At 56.7% G+C, this 13,245-nt stretch carries 17 protein-coding genes; 3 read left to right on the forward strand and 14 right to left on the reverse strand.

The genetic code is table 11. The features are described 5' to 3' along the window. Positions 1–56 precede the first annotated feature (56 nt). The 7 genes from rpsG to fkpA all read right to left on the reverse strand — a co-directional run bounded on the left by rpsG (position 57) and on the right by fkpA (position 3,870). Positions 57–527: a 30S ribosomal protein S7 gene (gene rpsG, locus AC4IC4_RS21005; RefSeq protein WP_004106370.1), complete on the reverse strand. Its 471-nt coding sequence runs from the start codon at positions 525–527 to the stop codon at positions 57–59. Between the two features lie 96 nt (positions 528–623). Continuing rightward, the gene (gene rpsL, locus AC4IC4_RS21010; protein WP_000246815.1) at positions 624–998 is read right to left on the reverse strand and encodes a 30S ribosomal protein S12; all 375 of its coding nucleotides are present in this window, start codon (positions 996–998) and stop codon (positions 624–626) included. Positions 999–1,122: 124 nt separating this feature from the next. Beyond that, complete coding sequence (gene tusB, locus AC4IC4_RS21015; RefSeq protein ID WP_024907951.1) at positions 1,123–1,410, reverse strand: sulfurtransferase complex subunit TusB; 288 nt, start codon at positions 1,408–1,410, stop codon at positions 1,123–1,125. A 7-nt stretch (positions 1,411–1,417) separates the two neighbouring features. Next, positions 1,418–1,777: a sulfurtransferase complex subunit TusC gene (gene tusC, locus AC4IC4_RS21020; protein ID WP_148768916.1), complete on the reverse strand. Its 360-nt coding sequence runs from the start codon at positions 1,775–1,777 to the stop codon at positions 1,418–1,420. Continuing rightward, positions 1,777–2,163: a sulfurtransferase complex subunit TusD gene (tusD, locus tag AC4IC4_RS21025; protein WP_048992404.1), complete on the reverse strand. Its 387-nt coding sequence runs from the start codon at positions 2,161–2,163 to the stop codon at positions 1,777–1,779. The genes tusC and tusD overlap by 1 nt, the downstream gene beginning before the upstream one ends. Beyond that, complete coding sequence (locus AC4IC4_RS21030) at positions 2,163–2,885, reverse strand: helix-turn-helix transcriptional regulator (RefSeq protein WP_003861697.1); 723 nt, start codon at positions 2,883–2,885, stop codon at positions 2,163–2,165. The genes tusD and AC4IC4_RS21030 overlap by 1 nt, the downstream gene beginning before the upstream one ends. Positions 2,886–3,051: 166 nt before the next feature. After that, positions 3,052–3,870: an FKBP-type peptidyl-prolyl cis-trans isomerase gene (gene fkpA, locus AC4IC4_RS21035; protein ID WP_023309460.1), complete on the reverse strand. Its 819-nt coding sequence runs from the start codon at positions 3,868–3,870 to the stop codon at positions 3,052–3,054. A 238-nt stretch (positions 3,871–4,108) separates the two neighbouring features. Between fkpA and AC4IC4_RS21040 the strand changes: the two genes are divergently transcribed. Beyond that, a complete protein-coding gene (locus AC4IC4_RS21040; protein WP_024907948.1) occupies positions 4,109–4,327 on the forward strand; it encodes a protein SlyX in 219 nt (72 codons plus the stop codon). 51 nt (positions 4,328–4,378) lie between these two features. Here AC4IC4_RS21040 and slyD read toward each other — a convergent pair whose 3' ends face one another. The 4 genes from slyD to kefG all read right to left on the reverse strand — a co-directional run bounded on the left by slyD (position 4,379) and on the right by kefG (position 7,634). Continuing rightward, a complete protein-coding gene (gene slyD, locus AC4IC4_RS21045; RefSeq protein ID WP_024907947.1) occupies positions 4,379–4,969 on the reverse strand; it encodes a peptidylprolyl isomerase in 591 nt (196 codons plus the stop codon). A 94-nt stretch (positions 4,970–5,063) separates the two neighbouring features. Beyond that, positions 5,064–5,264, reverse strand: coding sequence for a YheV family putative zinc ribbon protein (locus AC4IC4_RS21050; protein WP_010436300.1), 201 nt, complete (start codon positions 5,262–5,264; stop codon positions 5,064–5,066). A gap of 13 nt (positions 5,265–5,277) precedes the next feature. Continuing rightward, complete coding sequence (kefB, locus tag AC4IC4_RS21055) at positions 5,278–7,083, reverse strand: glutathione-regulated potassium-efflux system protein KefB (protein WP_491471820.1); 1,806 nt, start codon at positions 7,081–7,083, stop codon at positions 5,278–5,280. Next, on the reverse strand, positions 7,083–7,634 hold the full coding sequence (kefG, locus tag AC4IC4_RS21060; protein ID WP_014885493.1) for a glutathione-regulated potassium-efflux system ancillary protein KefG: 552 nt from the start codon (positions 7,632–7,634) through the stop codon (positions 7,083–7,085). Before kefG ends, kefB begins: the two co-directional genes overlap by 1 nt. A 138-nt stretch (positions 7,635–7,772) precedes the next feature. On the opposite strand from kefG, the gene AC4IC4_RS21065 reads away from it, so the two are divergent. Both AC4IC4_RS21065 and AC4IC4_RS21070 read left to right on the forward strand, forming a co-directional pair. Next, entirely contained in the window at positions 7,773–9,677 is a 1,905-nt protein-coding gene (locus AC4IC4_RS21065; protein ID WP_491471821.1) for an ABC transporter ATP-binding protein, read from the forward strand. A gap of 15 nt (positions 9,678–9,692) precedes the next feature. Then, positions 9,693–10,625, forward strand: a complete 933-nt coding sequence (locus AC4IC4_RS21070; RefSeq protein WP_491471822.1) for a LysR family transcriptional regulator — start codon at positions 9,693–9,695, stop codon at positions 10,623–10,625. A 62-nt stretch (positions 10,626–10,687) separates the two neighbouring features. Here AC4IC4_RS21070 and mdcH read toward each other — a convergent pair whose 3' ends face one another. From mdcH to AC4IC4_RS21085, 3 genes are read right to left on the reverse strand one after another with little or no spacing between them, the layout of a single operon-like run. Continuing rightward, positions 10,688–11,584: a malonate decarboxylase subunit epsilon gene (mdcH, locus tag AC4IC4_RS21075; RefSeq protein ID WP_491471823.1), complete on the reverse strand. Its 897-nt coding sequence runs from the start codon at positions 11,582–11,584 to the stop codon at positions 10,688–10,690. Continuing rightward, a complete protein-coding gene (locus AC4IC4_RS21080) occupies positions 11,584–12,201 on the reverse strand; it encodes a malonate decarboxylase holo-ACP synthase (protein WP_491471824.1) in 618 nt (205 codons plus the stop codon). Before AC4IC4_RS21080 ends, mdcH begins: the two co-directional genes overlap by 1 nt. A gap of 2 nt (positions 12,202–12,203) precedes the next feature. Further along, complete coding sequence (locus AC4IC4_RS21085; protein WP_491471825.1) at positions 12,204–13,163, reverse strand: AEC family transporter; 960 nt, start codon at positions 13,161–13,163, stop codon at positions 12,204–12,206. Between the last annotated feature and the right edge of the window lie 82 nt (positions 13,164–13,245).

A 13,245-nucleotide genomic window follows, 5' to 3' on the forward strand; every position in this document is an offset into this window, starting at 1 on the left:
CCCAGAGCGGGCGGCTTCTCTGAAGCGCCCGCCTGGTGACTAAGACTCCGAAGGGATTACCAACGGTAGTGTGCGAACGCCTTGTTGGCTTCTGCCATACGGTGAACGTCTTCACGTTTCTTAACTGCAGTACCTTTGTTGTCTGCAGCATCAGAAAGTTCGTTCGCCAGACGCAGAGCCATGGATTTATCACCGCGTTTACGAGCAGCTTCAACGATCCAACGCATTGCCAGGGCATTACGACGAACCGGACGAACTTCAACTGGAACCTGATAAGTAGAACCACCAACGCGGCGGGACTTAACTTCTACAGTTGGGCGAACGTTGTCGAGAGCGACTTCGAAAGCTTCCAGTTCATTTTTACCAGAACGCTGAGCCAGGGTCTCAAGCGCGCTGTATACGATTGCTTCTGCAGTAGATTTTTTACCATCTACCATCAGGATATTTACAAATTTTGCCAGCAGTTCTGATCCGAATTTCGGATCTGGAAGAATTTTACGCTGACCAATGACGCGACGACGTGGCATGGGAATACTCCGTTGTTAATTCAGGATTGTCCAAAACTCAAAGAGTTTAGTGTGACATTAAGATAAATCAGTTTGGCCTTACTTAACGGAGAACCATTAAGCCTTAGGACGCTTCACGCCGTACTTGGAGCGAGCCTGCTTACGGTCTTTAACACCTGAGCAGTCCAGCGCACCACGAACGGTGTGGTAACGAACACCCGGAAGGTCTTTAACACGACCGCCACGGATCAGGATCACGGAGTGCTCCTGCAGGTTGTGACCTTCACCACCGATGTAGGAAGTCACTTCGAAACCGTTAGTCAAACGCACACGGCATACTTTACGCAGTGCGGAGTTTGGTTTTTTAGGAGTGGTGGTATATACACGAGTACATACGCCACGTTTCTGCGGGCAGGCTTCCAGCGCAGGCACGTTGCTTTTCGCAACTTTGCGTGCACGTGGTTTGCGTACCAGCTGGTTAACTGTTGCCATTAAATAGCTCCTGGTTTTAGCTTTTGCTTCGTAAACACGTAATAAATCGACCTCATACAATATGAGGACGCGAAATTTTAGGGCTACGTCGAAAAGGTGTCAAGAAATATACAGCGATCTCAGATCACCAGTTCATTTGACTGGCGTGCGTCACAGTAAGATTGACGAAATCAGTATAGCCAACCACGTCAATTTTGGCTGAAATTTGACCAGAAAGACCCCGCGCATCCAGATCGTCTTTCAGCGCAGAGACTGTTATGGGGGCGTTCGTGAGAATTTCAACGAAACGACTGCCTTCCAGTGCGGCAAGCACGCCGTCCTGAATCAGCAGCAGATCGTCACCTTCGCGCAGCATACTCAGTAACGCGTCGATATCACATTGCCACGGTGAATGGCTCAGAGTATGGAGCATGTCGGCCTCAGAAAGTCAGAACGGTGTCGTAGTGGGAAAGGTGTTCGCGCAATGCAGCAGAAGACAGGACGGTCACATCCAGCACGAAAGGCGTCTTATCATCCAAACCGCGAGCGGCCAGCGAATCGGCGCAGACATACAGGGTTTCAATGTCGTACAGCGGCAACACTTTGAAGGTCGCGATGTAATCCCGCGCCAGAATGGCCTGTGGCTGCTGACCCGCCAGAAGCTGAAACACCCCGTCCCCCAAAAAGAAGACGCCGATATCTTCGGTCAGCGCGGACGTCGCAAGTAACGCATCCAGCCCTTCGCGGCCGGAAGCGCTGCCGTGCGGCGCAGACGTAAAAACAAATGCCACGCGCTTCATCAGAATTGCACCACTCTGTCGCAGGTTAATGCCGCCTGTGCCAGTGCACCCAGACCACTCAACGAAAAACCGGGCTGCAGGTTAGAACCCGATAAACCAGAACGCGCGGCTTCGGTTGCATCGGTCACGCCGCGGCGCAGTGCCGCCGCCACGCAGATGTGCAGTTCTACGCCCTGCTTTTCGTTTAATGCCTGCCAGGCGCGCACCAGATCGAACTCATCGCTCGCCGGTGAGGTAAACTGATTCGCGTTATACACCCCTTCCCGATAGAAGAAGACGCTCGCCAGCTCATGTCCAGCCGCCAGTAGCGCATGCGCAAACTGCAGCGCGCTGCTGGCCTGCTGAGTCCCGTACGCCGGGCCTGTCACCATTAACGCAAAACGCATTACTTGTCTTGTCCCAGGAAATCGCCGCTTTTGAACTGACGAATATAGAGGTAGACCGTGTGCTTGGAGATGTTCAGACGATCGGCCACCTGGTTGATGGCGTCTTTAATATCAAAAATCCCTTTTTCATAGAGATTGAGCACGATCTGACGATTCTTGGCGTTGTTCGAGACGTTGCGATCGGCATTCACCTCTTCAATCGTAAACTCAAGCGTCTGCGTCACCAGATCTTCAACGGAGGAGGCAAAGTTAACAGAAGAGCCAACGTCCGGCGTTTCTGGCGGAATAAAGGTGCTCATGATTTGCGAGAATGGCACATCAAGGTTCATGTTGATGCACAGCAGCCCAATAACACGATGCTCGCGGTTTCGAATCGCGATGGTTTCAGATTTCATCAGCACGCCACTTTTGGCGCGGGTGAAATAGCATTTGGAGACGCTGCTGTCCGCGCCGGTCATGTCATGCAGCATACGCAATGCAAGGTCGGTAATTGGCGAACCAATTTTACGGCCAGTATGCTCACCATTCGCAATGCGGATGGCGGAGCACTTCAGATCTTGCAGGGAGTGCAATACGATTTCGCAGTGGGAGCCAATGAGCATCGCTAACCCGTCCACTACCGCTTCATAGGATTTCAGAATATCGAAGTCGGTCTGATCGAAAGGACGTTGATCCAGCAAATCAAGTTCACTGGTTTCGTTGGTTAAAAGCGACCTGGACATGAAAAAAACACTCCTTTTCAGGAGCCTGTCGTTAGGTTTTCAGGGCAGGCTCATTATCTACACGGACAACTAAATTAATACAGCGTGCCTAACGCTTTCCAGTGTTAATTATATCTGCCCCACAATAAAAAACCGCCGCCTTAAAGGCGGCGGTTTTTTTTCAGCATTACTTCTTAGCAGCAGCGGCTTTATCGTCAGCCGGCGCGTCTGCCTTGGCATCCGCTTTCGGTGCCGGTTTGATGTCCAGCAGCTCTACGTCAAAGACCAGCGTAGAGTTGGCAGGGATACCCGGCACGCCGGTTTTGCCATAGGCCAGATCCGGTGGGATAACCATCTTGATCTTGCCGCCTTTCTTGATGTTTTTCAGGCCTTCAGTCCAGCCCGGGATCACACCATCAAGACGGAAGGAGAGCGGCTCACCGCGGGTGTAAGAGTTATCGAACTCTTTACCGTCGATCAGCGTACCTTTGTAGTTCACAACAACGGTGTCGCTGTCTTTAGGCGCATCGCCGGTGCCTTCTTTCTCAACTTTGTACACCAGGCCAGTCGAAGAGGTTTTCACACCCTTCTCTTTAGCAAAGGTGTCGCGGTAGGCTTTGCCTTTCGCTTCGTTGTCTTTAGCGTCCGCGTCCATCTTAGTCTGCGCGGCACCCTTCACGCGCGCTTCAAACGCCTGCAGGGTCTGTTCAATTTCCTGGTCAGACAGCTTGCTCTTATCTGCAAATGCGTCCTGAACGCCCGCGATCAGCTGAGCTTTATCCAGTTTGATGCCCAGTTTCTCTTGTTCTTTCAGAGAGTTTTCCATGTAACGGCCCAGAGATGCGCCCAGTGCGTAGGCGGATTTCTGGTCGTCATTTTTGAACGCCGCTTTGCTGTCTGCAGTGGCAGCAGGCTTCGCAGCAGTATCAGCAGCGAATGACAGCGGCGCGTTCAGCGCAACAGCCATCGTCGTCGCCAGCAGCGTTACTTTAAACAGTGATTTCATCCATATCTCCAGGGCCTGGGGACTCTCACCCCAGCGTTAAACGTAAATGAGTTACGTACTATAAAACGTTGCGGAAGAAATCTACAGACAGACACTTCCAATTCTCGCCACTTTTCAGACTATTTTTGTTTAAATAAGTTTCCTGCCAAGGGGATGCGGACTGTACTTAAGGATAAACTCAGTTAAACTGCGCCGCCGCAGGACCAATATGGCGAATCTGAAATAAACGAGGTGAATGATGAAGGATACAGCATTAGAAGCGAGAATGGCTGAGCTGGAAAGCCGCCTGGCTTTTCAGGACATCACCATCGAAGAGCTAAACCAGACCGTGACCGCACATGAGCTCGAAATGGCAAAACTGCGGGATCATATGCGCCTGCTGACGGAAAAGCTGAAGGCCACGCAGCCGTCAAACATTGCCTCTCAGTCAGAAGAGACGCCACCTCCTCATTATTGAGGCGTAAAAAAAGCGGGATTATCCCGCTTTTTTATTTTCCGCATGACGGAATTAGTGGCAACCGCAGCCGCCGTTACCGCAACCACCTTTACCGTGATCGTGGTCGTGACCATGGTCGTGGCCGTGACCACCGCAGCAGCCGTCATGGCCGTGATCGTGGTCATGGTCGTGACCGTGCGCACCGTGAACGTGGCCATGAGCCAGCTCTTCTTCGGTCGCTTCACGGATCGCAACAACTTCTACGTTGAACTTCAGGTTCTGGCCAGCCAGCATGTGGTTACCGTCAACCACGACGTGGTCATCTTCCACTTCGGTGATTTCAACAGGAACCGGGCCCTGGTCAGTTTCAGCCAGGAAGCGCATGCCAACCTGCAGTTCGTCAACGCCCATGAACACGTCTTTAGGAACGCGCTGAACCAGGTTGTCATCATACTGACCGTAAGCGTCGTTCGCGCCTACAGCAACGTCAAATTTGTCGCCAACTTCATGACCTTCCAGCGCGTTTTCCAGGCCGGAAATCAGGGAACCGTGACCATGCAGGTAGTCAAGCGGCGCACTCACCGGAGACTCATCAACCAACACACCGTCTTCTGTACGTACCTGATAGGCCAGGCTGACCACCAGGTCTTTTGCTACTTTCATGATATCTCCTGAGCGTGGGAAAATTGCTGGCGCAGATTGTAGCGGAAATCTGCACCTGTGTACCCTTTAGCTTAAAAAAACTCAGGGCATATCGCTAGTCCGGATGAAAAATCCCGATAACTTGCTCTTCTTTGCGAACGTGATCGCGGGCCTCTTTGTCGGCCTCACGCATCTGGTGACCGCACTTAACACACTCAACAACATCAATATTATTTTCCCGCCACATCGCCAGGGTATCTTGCGCCTGGCAGGTCGGGCATTTTGCACCCGCGATAAAGCGTTTACGTACAGCCATCTTTCGTTACCCTTTATTCAAATTCATCCCAGCCATCGAGCTGGCGTCGTTCCTGCTGCATCTCGCGCTGAAAGATCTCCTCCAGCTCGCGACGCGCTTCCCGCACGCGGGAGATCTGCGCCGTATCGGTATGGACCGGCATCAGCTCGCGCAGCATCCGCATATCCAGCCGGCGGAAGTGCATCTGGGCGCGCTGCGCCTGATGCGGATGCATGCCGAGCGAGATCAGCGCCTTGCGCCCCAGCTCCAGCGCACTGGAGAACGTCTCACGGGAGAAGTGTTTCACACCCGCCTGCAATAATTCGTGAGCTTCAACACGTCCCCGCGCACGCGCCAGAATATGCAGATGCGGGAAATGCTGCTGGCAGAGATCCACCAGCTTCATCGTGTCTTCCGGCTCGTTACAGGTAATGACGATGGACTCTGCCGCCTCTGCCCCCGCCGAGCGCAGTAGCTCGAGCTGGGTCGCATCGCCGTAGTAAACCTTGTAGCCGTATTTTCGCATCAGGTTGACCGCGCTGATATCGCGCTCCAGCACCGTAATGCGCATTTTGTTCGCCATCAGCAAACGCCCGATCACCTGTCCAAAGCGGCCAAAGCCCACCACAATCACCTGCGGCTTATCATCCTCCACCCACGGCGCTTCGTCTTCATCGTCTGTCGGGTTCAGGCGGCGCGACAGCAGTTTATCCACCAGCTTCATCAGCAGCGGCGTGGTCATCATTGACAGCGTGACCGTCACCAGCAAAAGCGCCATCTGATCGTCTTTAAACAACTTCTGGGAGGAGGCGGTAGAGAACAGCACAAACGCGAACTCGCCCCCCTGGCTTAACACGCTGGCAAACTGCATGCGTTCCGAACTGCGCAATCCATAAATGCGCGCCATGACATACAGCACCAGCGTTTTCACCGCCACCAGGATGGCGACGCTCACCACAACCCACAGCAGATGGGTATAGAGCACGCCAAGGTTGAGCGCCATCCCCACCGAAATAAAGAACAGGCCTAACAGCAGCCCTTTGAAGGGATCGATGGCAATTTCCAACTCGTGCCGATACTCGCTCTCCGCCAGCAGAACCCCGGCGATAAAGGTCCCGAGCGCCATCGACAGCCCCAGCGCGTCCATAAACAACGCCGACCCCAGCACCAGCAGCAGCGTCGCGGCGGTAAATACCTCGCGAACGCCCGACGCGGCAATAAAGCGGAATACGGGACGTAACAGGAAACGACCGCCAATCAGCATGCCCGCGAAGGCCAGCACCTTCATGGCGATTTTCGCCCAGTCGAAGTGGTCGTCGCCGGACCCCGCCAGCAGCGGCACCAGCGCCAGAGCCGGGATGACTGCCAAATCCTGGAACAGCAGCACCGAAAAGCCCAGCTGGCCGGCTTCGTTGCGATTCATCCCTTTATCGCGCATCAGCTGCAGCGCCATCGCCGTCGACGACATCGCAAGGCCTATCCCGCCAATCACCGCCGCCTGCCATGAAAAATTGGTCAGCATTAACAGGCCACCCAGGATCGCGGCGCTGAACATCACCTGCGCGGCGCCCACGCCAAAGATAGAGCGTCGGAGTTGCCACAATTTCGAAGGATTCAGTTCCAGCCCGATGATGAACATCAGGAACACCACGCCCAGTTCGGAGAAATGGAGAATCTCATCTACATCGCTGATGAATCCCAGTCCCCATGGGCCAATCGCGATCCCCGCCAGTAGATACCCCAACACCGCACCGATACCAATACGTGCCGCAAGCGGCACCGCGACGACGGCCGCAAATAAAAACAGCACCCCGGCGAGAAGCAAATTCGATCCTTCCATTAACGACCTCCTGCCGGAATCGGTGACGCCAGCCATTCACCATAGGCTCTGGCGTGGCTGGCCAGTTCTTTCGGATCCTGACGTCGGGCCCAGTAGACAATAATCGGGCTCATCCAGTGCATACGGCACATCGCCGCCGTCAGCTCGAAAGGCCGCAGAATATCGCTCATCGGATAGCGGTTCAGCCCGTCGTGGCGGTAAGCACTTTCCGGCTCTCCGGTGGTGATCACACTACGCCAGTACTTTCCCGCCAGCTGGTTGCCCCCCACCCCGCTGGAGAAGCCCCGGCTCAGCACGCGGTCCAGCCACTCTTTGAGCAGCGCCGGACAGCTGTAGGTGTAAAGCGGATGCTGGAACACAATGACGTCATGCTGACGCAGCAGTTCCTGCTCGTAAGGGATATCAATAAAGAAATCAGGATAGTGCGCGTAGAGATCGTGCACCGTCACGTTGCTGAGCTGTGTGGCCGGCTTAAGCAGCACCCGGTTTGCCACCGAGTCCTGAGATTCCGGATGGGCATACAGCAGCAGCACTTTTGCTGTCTGAGACATCATTCCCCTCCCGGTCTTGTTTCTGTTTTTGTGTATCGTCGTTGTTTTGGGCTACCATGGCGGCCCGGTGCGGAAAATGGCCCACACCTTACATTATCATAATGACAAATTAACATAGTCGGAACATACGGCGCTTCTATGATTGTTTTCTCCTCGTTACAAATTCGTCGCGGCGTGCGCGTCCTGCTGGATAACGCCACTGCTACCATCAACCCGGGCCAAAAAGTGGGCCTGGTCGGCAAAAACGGCTGTGGTAAATCCACCCTGCTGGCACTGCTGAAAAACGAGATTAGCGCGGATGGCGGTAACTTTACCTTCCCGGGGAACTGGCAGCTCGCCTGGGTAAACCAGGAGACGCCGGCGCTGAGCGAACCGGCACTCGACTATGTTATCGACGGCGACCGGGAATACCGTAAGCTCGAGGCGGAACTTAACGCCGCTAACGAGCGCAACGACGGTCACGCCATCGCCACCGTTCACGGCAAGCTGGACGCTATCGACGCGTGGACCATTCGCTCCCGCGCCTCCAGCCTGCTGCACGGCCTGGGCTTCAGCAATGAACAGCTGGAACGCCCGGTCAGCGACTTCTCCGGCGGCTGGCGTATGCGCCTCAACCTGGCGCAGGCGCTGATCTGTCGCTCTGACCTGCTGCTGCTCGATGAACCGACCAACCACCTCGATCTCGATGCGGTTATTTGGCTGGAGAAGTGGCTCAAGAGCTATCAGGGCACTCTGATTCTGATCTCCCACGACCGCGACTTCCTCGACCCGGTGGTGGATAAAATCATTCACATCGAACAGCAAACGATGTTCGAGTACACCGGCAACTACAGCTCCTTCGAGCGTCAGCGCGCGACGCGCCTTGCCCAGCAGCAGTCCATGTACGAAAGCCAGCAGCAGCGCGTGGCGCACCTGCAAAGCTTTGTGGATCGCTTTAAGGCCAAAGCCTCAAAAGCCAAGCAGGCCCAGAGCCGCATCAAGATGCTGGAGCGCATGGAGATGATTGCCCCGGCGCACGTGGATAACCCGTTCCACTTCAGCTTCCGCGAGCCGGAAAGTCTGCCGAACCCGCTGCTGAAGATGGAGAAGGTCAGCGCGGGCTATGCCGACCGCATTATTCTCGACTCCATCAAGCTCAACCTGGTGCCGGGTTCGCGCATTGGCCTGCTGGGACGTAACGGCGCCGGTAAATCGACGCTGATCAAGCTGCTGGCGGGCGAGCTTAGCCCGGTCAGCGGTGAAATCGGCCTGGCGAAGGGCATCAAGCTTGGCTACTTCGCCCAGCATCAGCTGGAATTTTTACGCGCTGATGAATCACCGATTCAGCACCTCGCGCGTCTGGCGCCGCAGGAGATGGAGCAGAAGCTGCGCGACTATCTCGGCGGCTTTGGCTTCCAGGGCGATAAGGTGACGGAAAACACCGAGCGCTTCTCCGGCGGCGAAAAGGCCCGTCTGGTGCTGGCGCTGATCGTCTGGCAGCGACCGAACCTGCTGCTGCTCGATGAACCGACCAACCACCTGGATCTCGACATGCGCCAGGCGCTGACCGAAGCGCTGATTGAGTTCGAAGGTGCGCTGGTGGTGGTTTCGCACGACCGTCATCTGATCCGCTCCACCACGGACGATCTCTATTTAGTGCACGGCGGCAAAGTCGAACCGTTCGACGGCGATCTGGAAGACTACCAGCAGTGGCTGACGGACGTGCAGAAGCAGGAAAACCAGCCGGAAGAGTCCGCGAAAGATAACGCCAACAGCGCGCAGGCGCGTAAAGACCAGAAGCGTCGTGAAGCGGAGCAGCGCACCCAGACGCAGCCGCTGCGTAAAGAGATTACCCGTCTCGAAAAAGAGATGGAAAAACTCAACGCCACGCTTGCCGCTGTTGAAGAGAAGCTCGGCGACAGCGGTCTGTATGACCAGAGCCGCAAGGCTGAGCTGACGGACTGCCTGCAAACGCAGGCGAAAACCAAATCCAGCCTCGAAGAGTGCGAGATGGCGTGGCTGGACGCGCAGGAACAGCTGGAAGCCATGCTGCAGGCCAACTAAACCATCGGGAGAGTTATGCGTTTCGATACCACGAGCGATATTACATTCCGCAAGCTCAGCATCTTCATGACGTTCATGGAGAAAGGGAATATCGCGCGTACCGCCGAAACGCTGGGCCTGAGCGGGGTCAGCGTGCACCGCGCGCTCCACACGCTGGAAGAGAACGTGCGCTGCCCGCTCTTTACCCACAAGGGCCGGAACCTGATTGCGCTCCCCTCCGCCTGGACGCTGCTGGAGTATTGCCAGGAGGTGATGCAGGTGATGGAGCGCGGGCTGGAAGAGACCCGCAAAATTGCCGGCATCGGCCAGGGGCGGCTGCGCGTGGGTACGCTCTACTCCCTGACGCTGGAAACCGTGCCGCGTCTGATCATGGGCATGAAGCTGCGCCGTCCGGATCTGGAGATGGATCTGACGATGGGCTCCAACGACACCCTGCTGCACATGCTGGATGAAGGCTCGCTGGACGCGATTCTTATCTCCATCTCCGAAAGCGACATCGACCGCAATAGCCTCGAAGTGCTGCCCCTGTTCCACGACGATATTTTCCTTGCCGCACCGGCTTCCGCCACGCTGAATACCCGCGGCCCCGCGGATCTGCGAGATTACAAAGACCAGAAATTTGTCGCGCTTGCAGAAGGGTTCGCCACCTATGCAGGATTTCAGGAAGCCTTTCATATCGCCGGGTTCGAGCCGGAAATCGTTACGCGCGTAAATGACATCTTCTCGATGCTGAGCCTGGTGCAGGCAGGCGTTGGTTTTACGCTGATGCCGGGCAGGATGAAGAAAGTGTATGAGAATTCCGTGCAGCTCCTGAAGCTGGCGGAGCCGTACCAGATGCAGCAGCTGATTGCGATTGTCTTTGCCCGCAACCGCGAGCAGGACCCGAGCCTGCGGGCATTAGCCGCCGAAGGGCGGATGTATGCGCGCAGCCTGCAGGAAAGTACGTGATACAAAACAAGGCAACCGAACCCGTAGGCCCGGTAAGGCGCAGCCGCCACCGGGCAAAATTCTCACCGCTGAAGCCGCTTCGCCAGATGCACCGCCACGTCCACCCCGCTGCGCTCCAGTGAAATCGTCTCTCCTTCCCACGCCGCCTGACGCGTCAGGCAGGTCAGCACGCCGCCAGGCGGCATTTCAATCGCCAGCCGGGCTTCGCGTTCATTCGCTGAAATCATCGCCTCCTGCCAGCGCACCGTACGCGCCATGTTCATCGCCAGATCGTCGGCGATCTTTTCCGGCTGCCACAGCACGCGCCCGGTGCTGCCGCTCAGGTAGGCGCAGCGTGGGCGTGAAAGCGTGACCGATTCAAACGCCGCTGCCAGCTTTTGCGCGGGTGCTGTCAGCAGTTCGCAGTGGGACGGCACGCTGACCGCCAGCCGTTTGGCCTTGCTCGCCCCTTTCGCCAGCGCGCGTGCCGCCGCCTGCGCCATTCCTTGTTCGGCTCCGGCAATCACGATCTGCGTTTCGGCATTCAGGTTGGCAATGTAGGTCCCGGTGCCCTGGATAAGGTCTTCCACCTGCGGCAGGGTTAAGCCCATGATGGCCGTCAGGCCGTAGCCGTGCGGGTACGCCTGTTCCATCAAATCACCGCGCAGCGCCACCAACCTCAGCGCGTCCGAAAAGTCCAGTGCGCCTGCGATAACCGCCGCCGGATAAGCGCCGATGGACAGCCCGCTAACGATATCCGCCGTCACGCCGCGCCGCTCCAGCTCGCGCCCCCAGGCCACGCCTGAAATCAGCAGGCAAAGCTGAACCGCGCGGGTGTGGGTTAATGCGTCTGCGCTATCCAGCGTATCCACTTCGGCGCCAAGCACCTCATGCGCCTGAGCCAGTTCCGTTCCCGGCAGGTTTTGCAGCATACCTTCGTGCTGCGTGCCCTGTCCCGGAAAGGTAAACACTATTTTCATCACTCCTCCCTGCGCCACGGATCCGCCACCAGGCGCGGTCCACGGCAGGTTTTCAGCAGCGTTTTGCCGTCGCGCAGCCACTCTGCCAGCGCAAAGCCACCCTCGGGGGTATCCACCTGCGTATCCGCCCGACACAGCGCCCGGCTAAGCTGAGACTGCCAGCCAGCAAACGCATCAGGGGAAACGGCGTGCGGGGCGCGGATCAGCAGATCAAGATCGCTGTCGGCATGAATAACCGGAATACCGGTCGCCAGCGCGTAGCCGGTGCTGCCGGCAATGCCCCACGTCCACGGCCACGCCTGCTGAGAAAGCTGCAGCGCCACCTGAACGGGTGGCTGGGTAACAAACGGCGAGCGCAGCAGATCGGCCGCAACGCTCAGGTCTTCCGGTGAAACCACGCGTAACACGTTTTCCGGCTTCACCCACCCGGCCGCCCGCTGGTCTCGGCGCAATCCGCGCACGCCAACGGGGATCCGGCCTTCACTGTCAACATCACGCCGCACCACCACCGGCAGGCCGGTATGCCAGGCCGCCTCCACCCAGGATTCGGTGATGCCTTCCAGCGCGTCGCGCGCGGTAAGCCAGATGAGGTCGTGCGGGCGTAATGTTGTGGTCATAATTACATTCCTGAAGTCAGCGAGATAAACAGCGGCAGCGACAGGATACACAGTACGGAGCTTAAGAGCAGCACGGCTTCAGCATCCGGCGACTGCACGCCAAAGCGGTTACCGAACACCACGCCGAAGAAGCCCGCGGAGAGCGCAATCATCAAGATAGCGGTGATCGCCACCGAGCCATGCAGGCCGAAGATCAGCACAATACCCCAGGCAATCGCTGGCTGAATCAGCAGCTTGGCGATGGTTGACGTAATCACCATGGTGTTGATCTGCAGCTTACGGGCAGAGAGGATCACCCCGGTCAGGAACAGCGCCGCAGCGGTCGCGGACAGCCCCAGCGGTTTAATCGCCGCAAGAATCAGCTCCGGCATTTTGATGCCGATGGCGGAGAGAATCACGCCCAACAGCGGGCCCAGCACGATCGGTTTTTTAATGGAGCGCCACATCAGCACCGGCAGCATGGAGAGCGTCGAGCCCGAGTTATTCCCCTCGGCGCGTGCTTTCTCACGCTCCAGAATCAGCAGGCAGAACGGGGTCATCAGCACCGAACCGCAGGCAATAGAGACCGCAACGGAAAGCGACGTGGACGAACCTTCACCCAGCACGCTGCCCAGAATCGGCAGGCCCAGCGCTGCGTAATTGGGTAAAGCTACCGTCAGGGTCAGCACGGCCGCGTCCTGCGGGGATTTCTTAAAGACTTTAGTGGCGAGGAAGTAGATGGCCGCATAGGTGATCCACATCGCCAGGGTGAGCACCAGGATCAGCGGCGACTGCGCCACGATGCCGGTCCACGGCGTTTGCACGGTGGCGCTAAACAGCGCGGCAGGCAGTGCAAAATCCATCACGAAGATATTGAGCAGGGACACATTTTTGTTATCGACCATCTTTGCCTTACCGGCCCAGAATCCCAGCAGCATGATGACGAAAATCGGTGCAAGAGCATGAACAATTACGTAAGTCATAAATCACCTGTAGTAAAAAAAGTTTTAGCACTGGTGCGATGTTTATTATTTTTCAGGATGCAGGCTCCCACGCGGGCGCAGC

It is taken from the genome of Enterobacter sp. Taxon_2 (assembly GCF_058355295.1).

What these genes read in the sequence shown, in the direction of transcription:
- AC4IC4_RS21070 (WP_491471822.1), top strand. Translation starts at nt 9,693, where the DNA reads ATGCGTTTCGATACCACGAGCGATATTACATTCCGCAAGCTCAGCATC.
- kefG (WP_014885493.1), bottom strand. Translation starts at nt 7,634, where the DNA reads ATGTCTCAGACAGCAAAAGTGCTGCTGCTGTATGCCCATCCGGAATCT.
- slyD (WP_024907947.1), bottom strand. Translation starts at nt 4,969, where the DNA reads ATGAAAGTAGCAAAAGACCTGGTGGTCAGCCTGGCCTATCAGGTACGT.
- AC4IC4_RS21030 (WP_003861697.1), bottom strand. Translation starts at nt 2,885, where the DNA reads ATGTCCAGGTCGCTTTTAACCAACGAAACCAGTGAACTTGATTTGCTG.
- AC4IC4_RS21080 (WP_491471824.1), bottom strand. Translation starts at nt 12,201, where the DNA reads ATGACCACAACATTACGCCCGCACGACCTCATCTGGCTTACCGCGCGC.
- tusD (WP_048992404.1), bottom strand. Translation starts at nt 2,163, where the DNA reads ATGCGTTTTGCGTTAATGGTGACAGGCCCGGCGTACGGGACTCAGCAG.
- AC4IC4_RS21085 (WP_491471825.1), bottom strand. Translation starts at nt 13,163, where the DNA reads ATGACTTACGTAATTGTTCATGCTCTTGCACCGATTTTCGTCATCATG.
- rpsG (WP_004106370.1), bottom strand. Translation starts at nt 527, where the DNA reads ATGCCACGTCGTCGCGTCATTGGTCAGCGTAAAATTCTTCCAGATCCG.
- rpsL (WP_000246815.1), bottom strand. Translation starts at nt 998, where the DNA reads ATGGCAACAGTTAACCAGCTGGTACGCAAACCACGTGCACGCAAAGTT.
- fkpA (WP_023309460.1), bottom strand. Translation starts at nt 3,870, where the DNA reads ATGAAATCACTGTTTAAAGTAACGCTGCTGGCGACGACGATGGCTGTT.
- tusC (WP_148768916.1), bottom strand. Translation starts at nt 1,777, where the DNA reads ATGAAGCGCGTGGCATTTGTTTTTACGTCTGCGCCGCACGGCAGCGCT.
- AC4IC4_RS21065 (WP_491471821.1), top strand. Translation starts at nt 7,773, where the DNA reads ATGATTGTTTTCTCCTCGTTACAAATTCGTCGCGGCGTGCGCGTCCTG.
- AC4IC4_RS21040 (WP_024907948.1), top strand. Translation starts at nt 4,109, where the DNA reads ATGAAGGATACAGCATTAGAAGCGAGAATGGCTGAGCTGGAAAGCCGC.
- mdcH (WP_491471823.1), bottom strand. Translation starts at nt 11,584, where the DNA reads ATGAAAATAGTGTTTACCTTTCCGGGACAGGGCACGCAGCACGAAGGT.
- kefB (WP_491471820.1), bottom strand. Translation starts at nt 7,083, where the DNA reads ATGGAAGGATCGAATTTGCTTCTCGCCGGGGTGCTGTTTTTATTTGCG.
- AC4IC4_RS21050 (WP_010436300.1), bottom strand. Translation starts at nt 5,264, where the DNA reads ATGGCTGTACGTAAACGCTTTATCGCGGGTGCAAAATGCCCGACCTGC.
- tusB (WP_024907951.1), bottom strand. Translation starts at nt 1,410, where the DNA reads ATGCTCCATACTCTGAGCCATTCACCGTGGCAATGTGATATCGACGCG.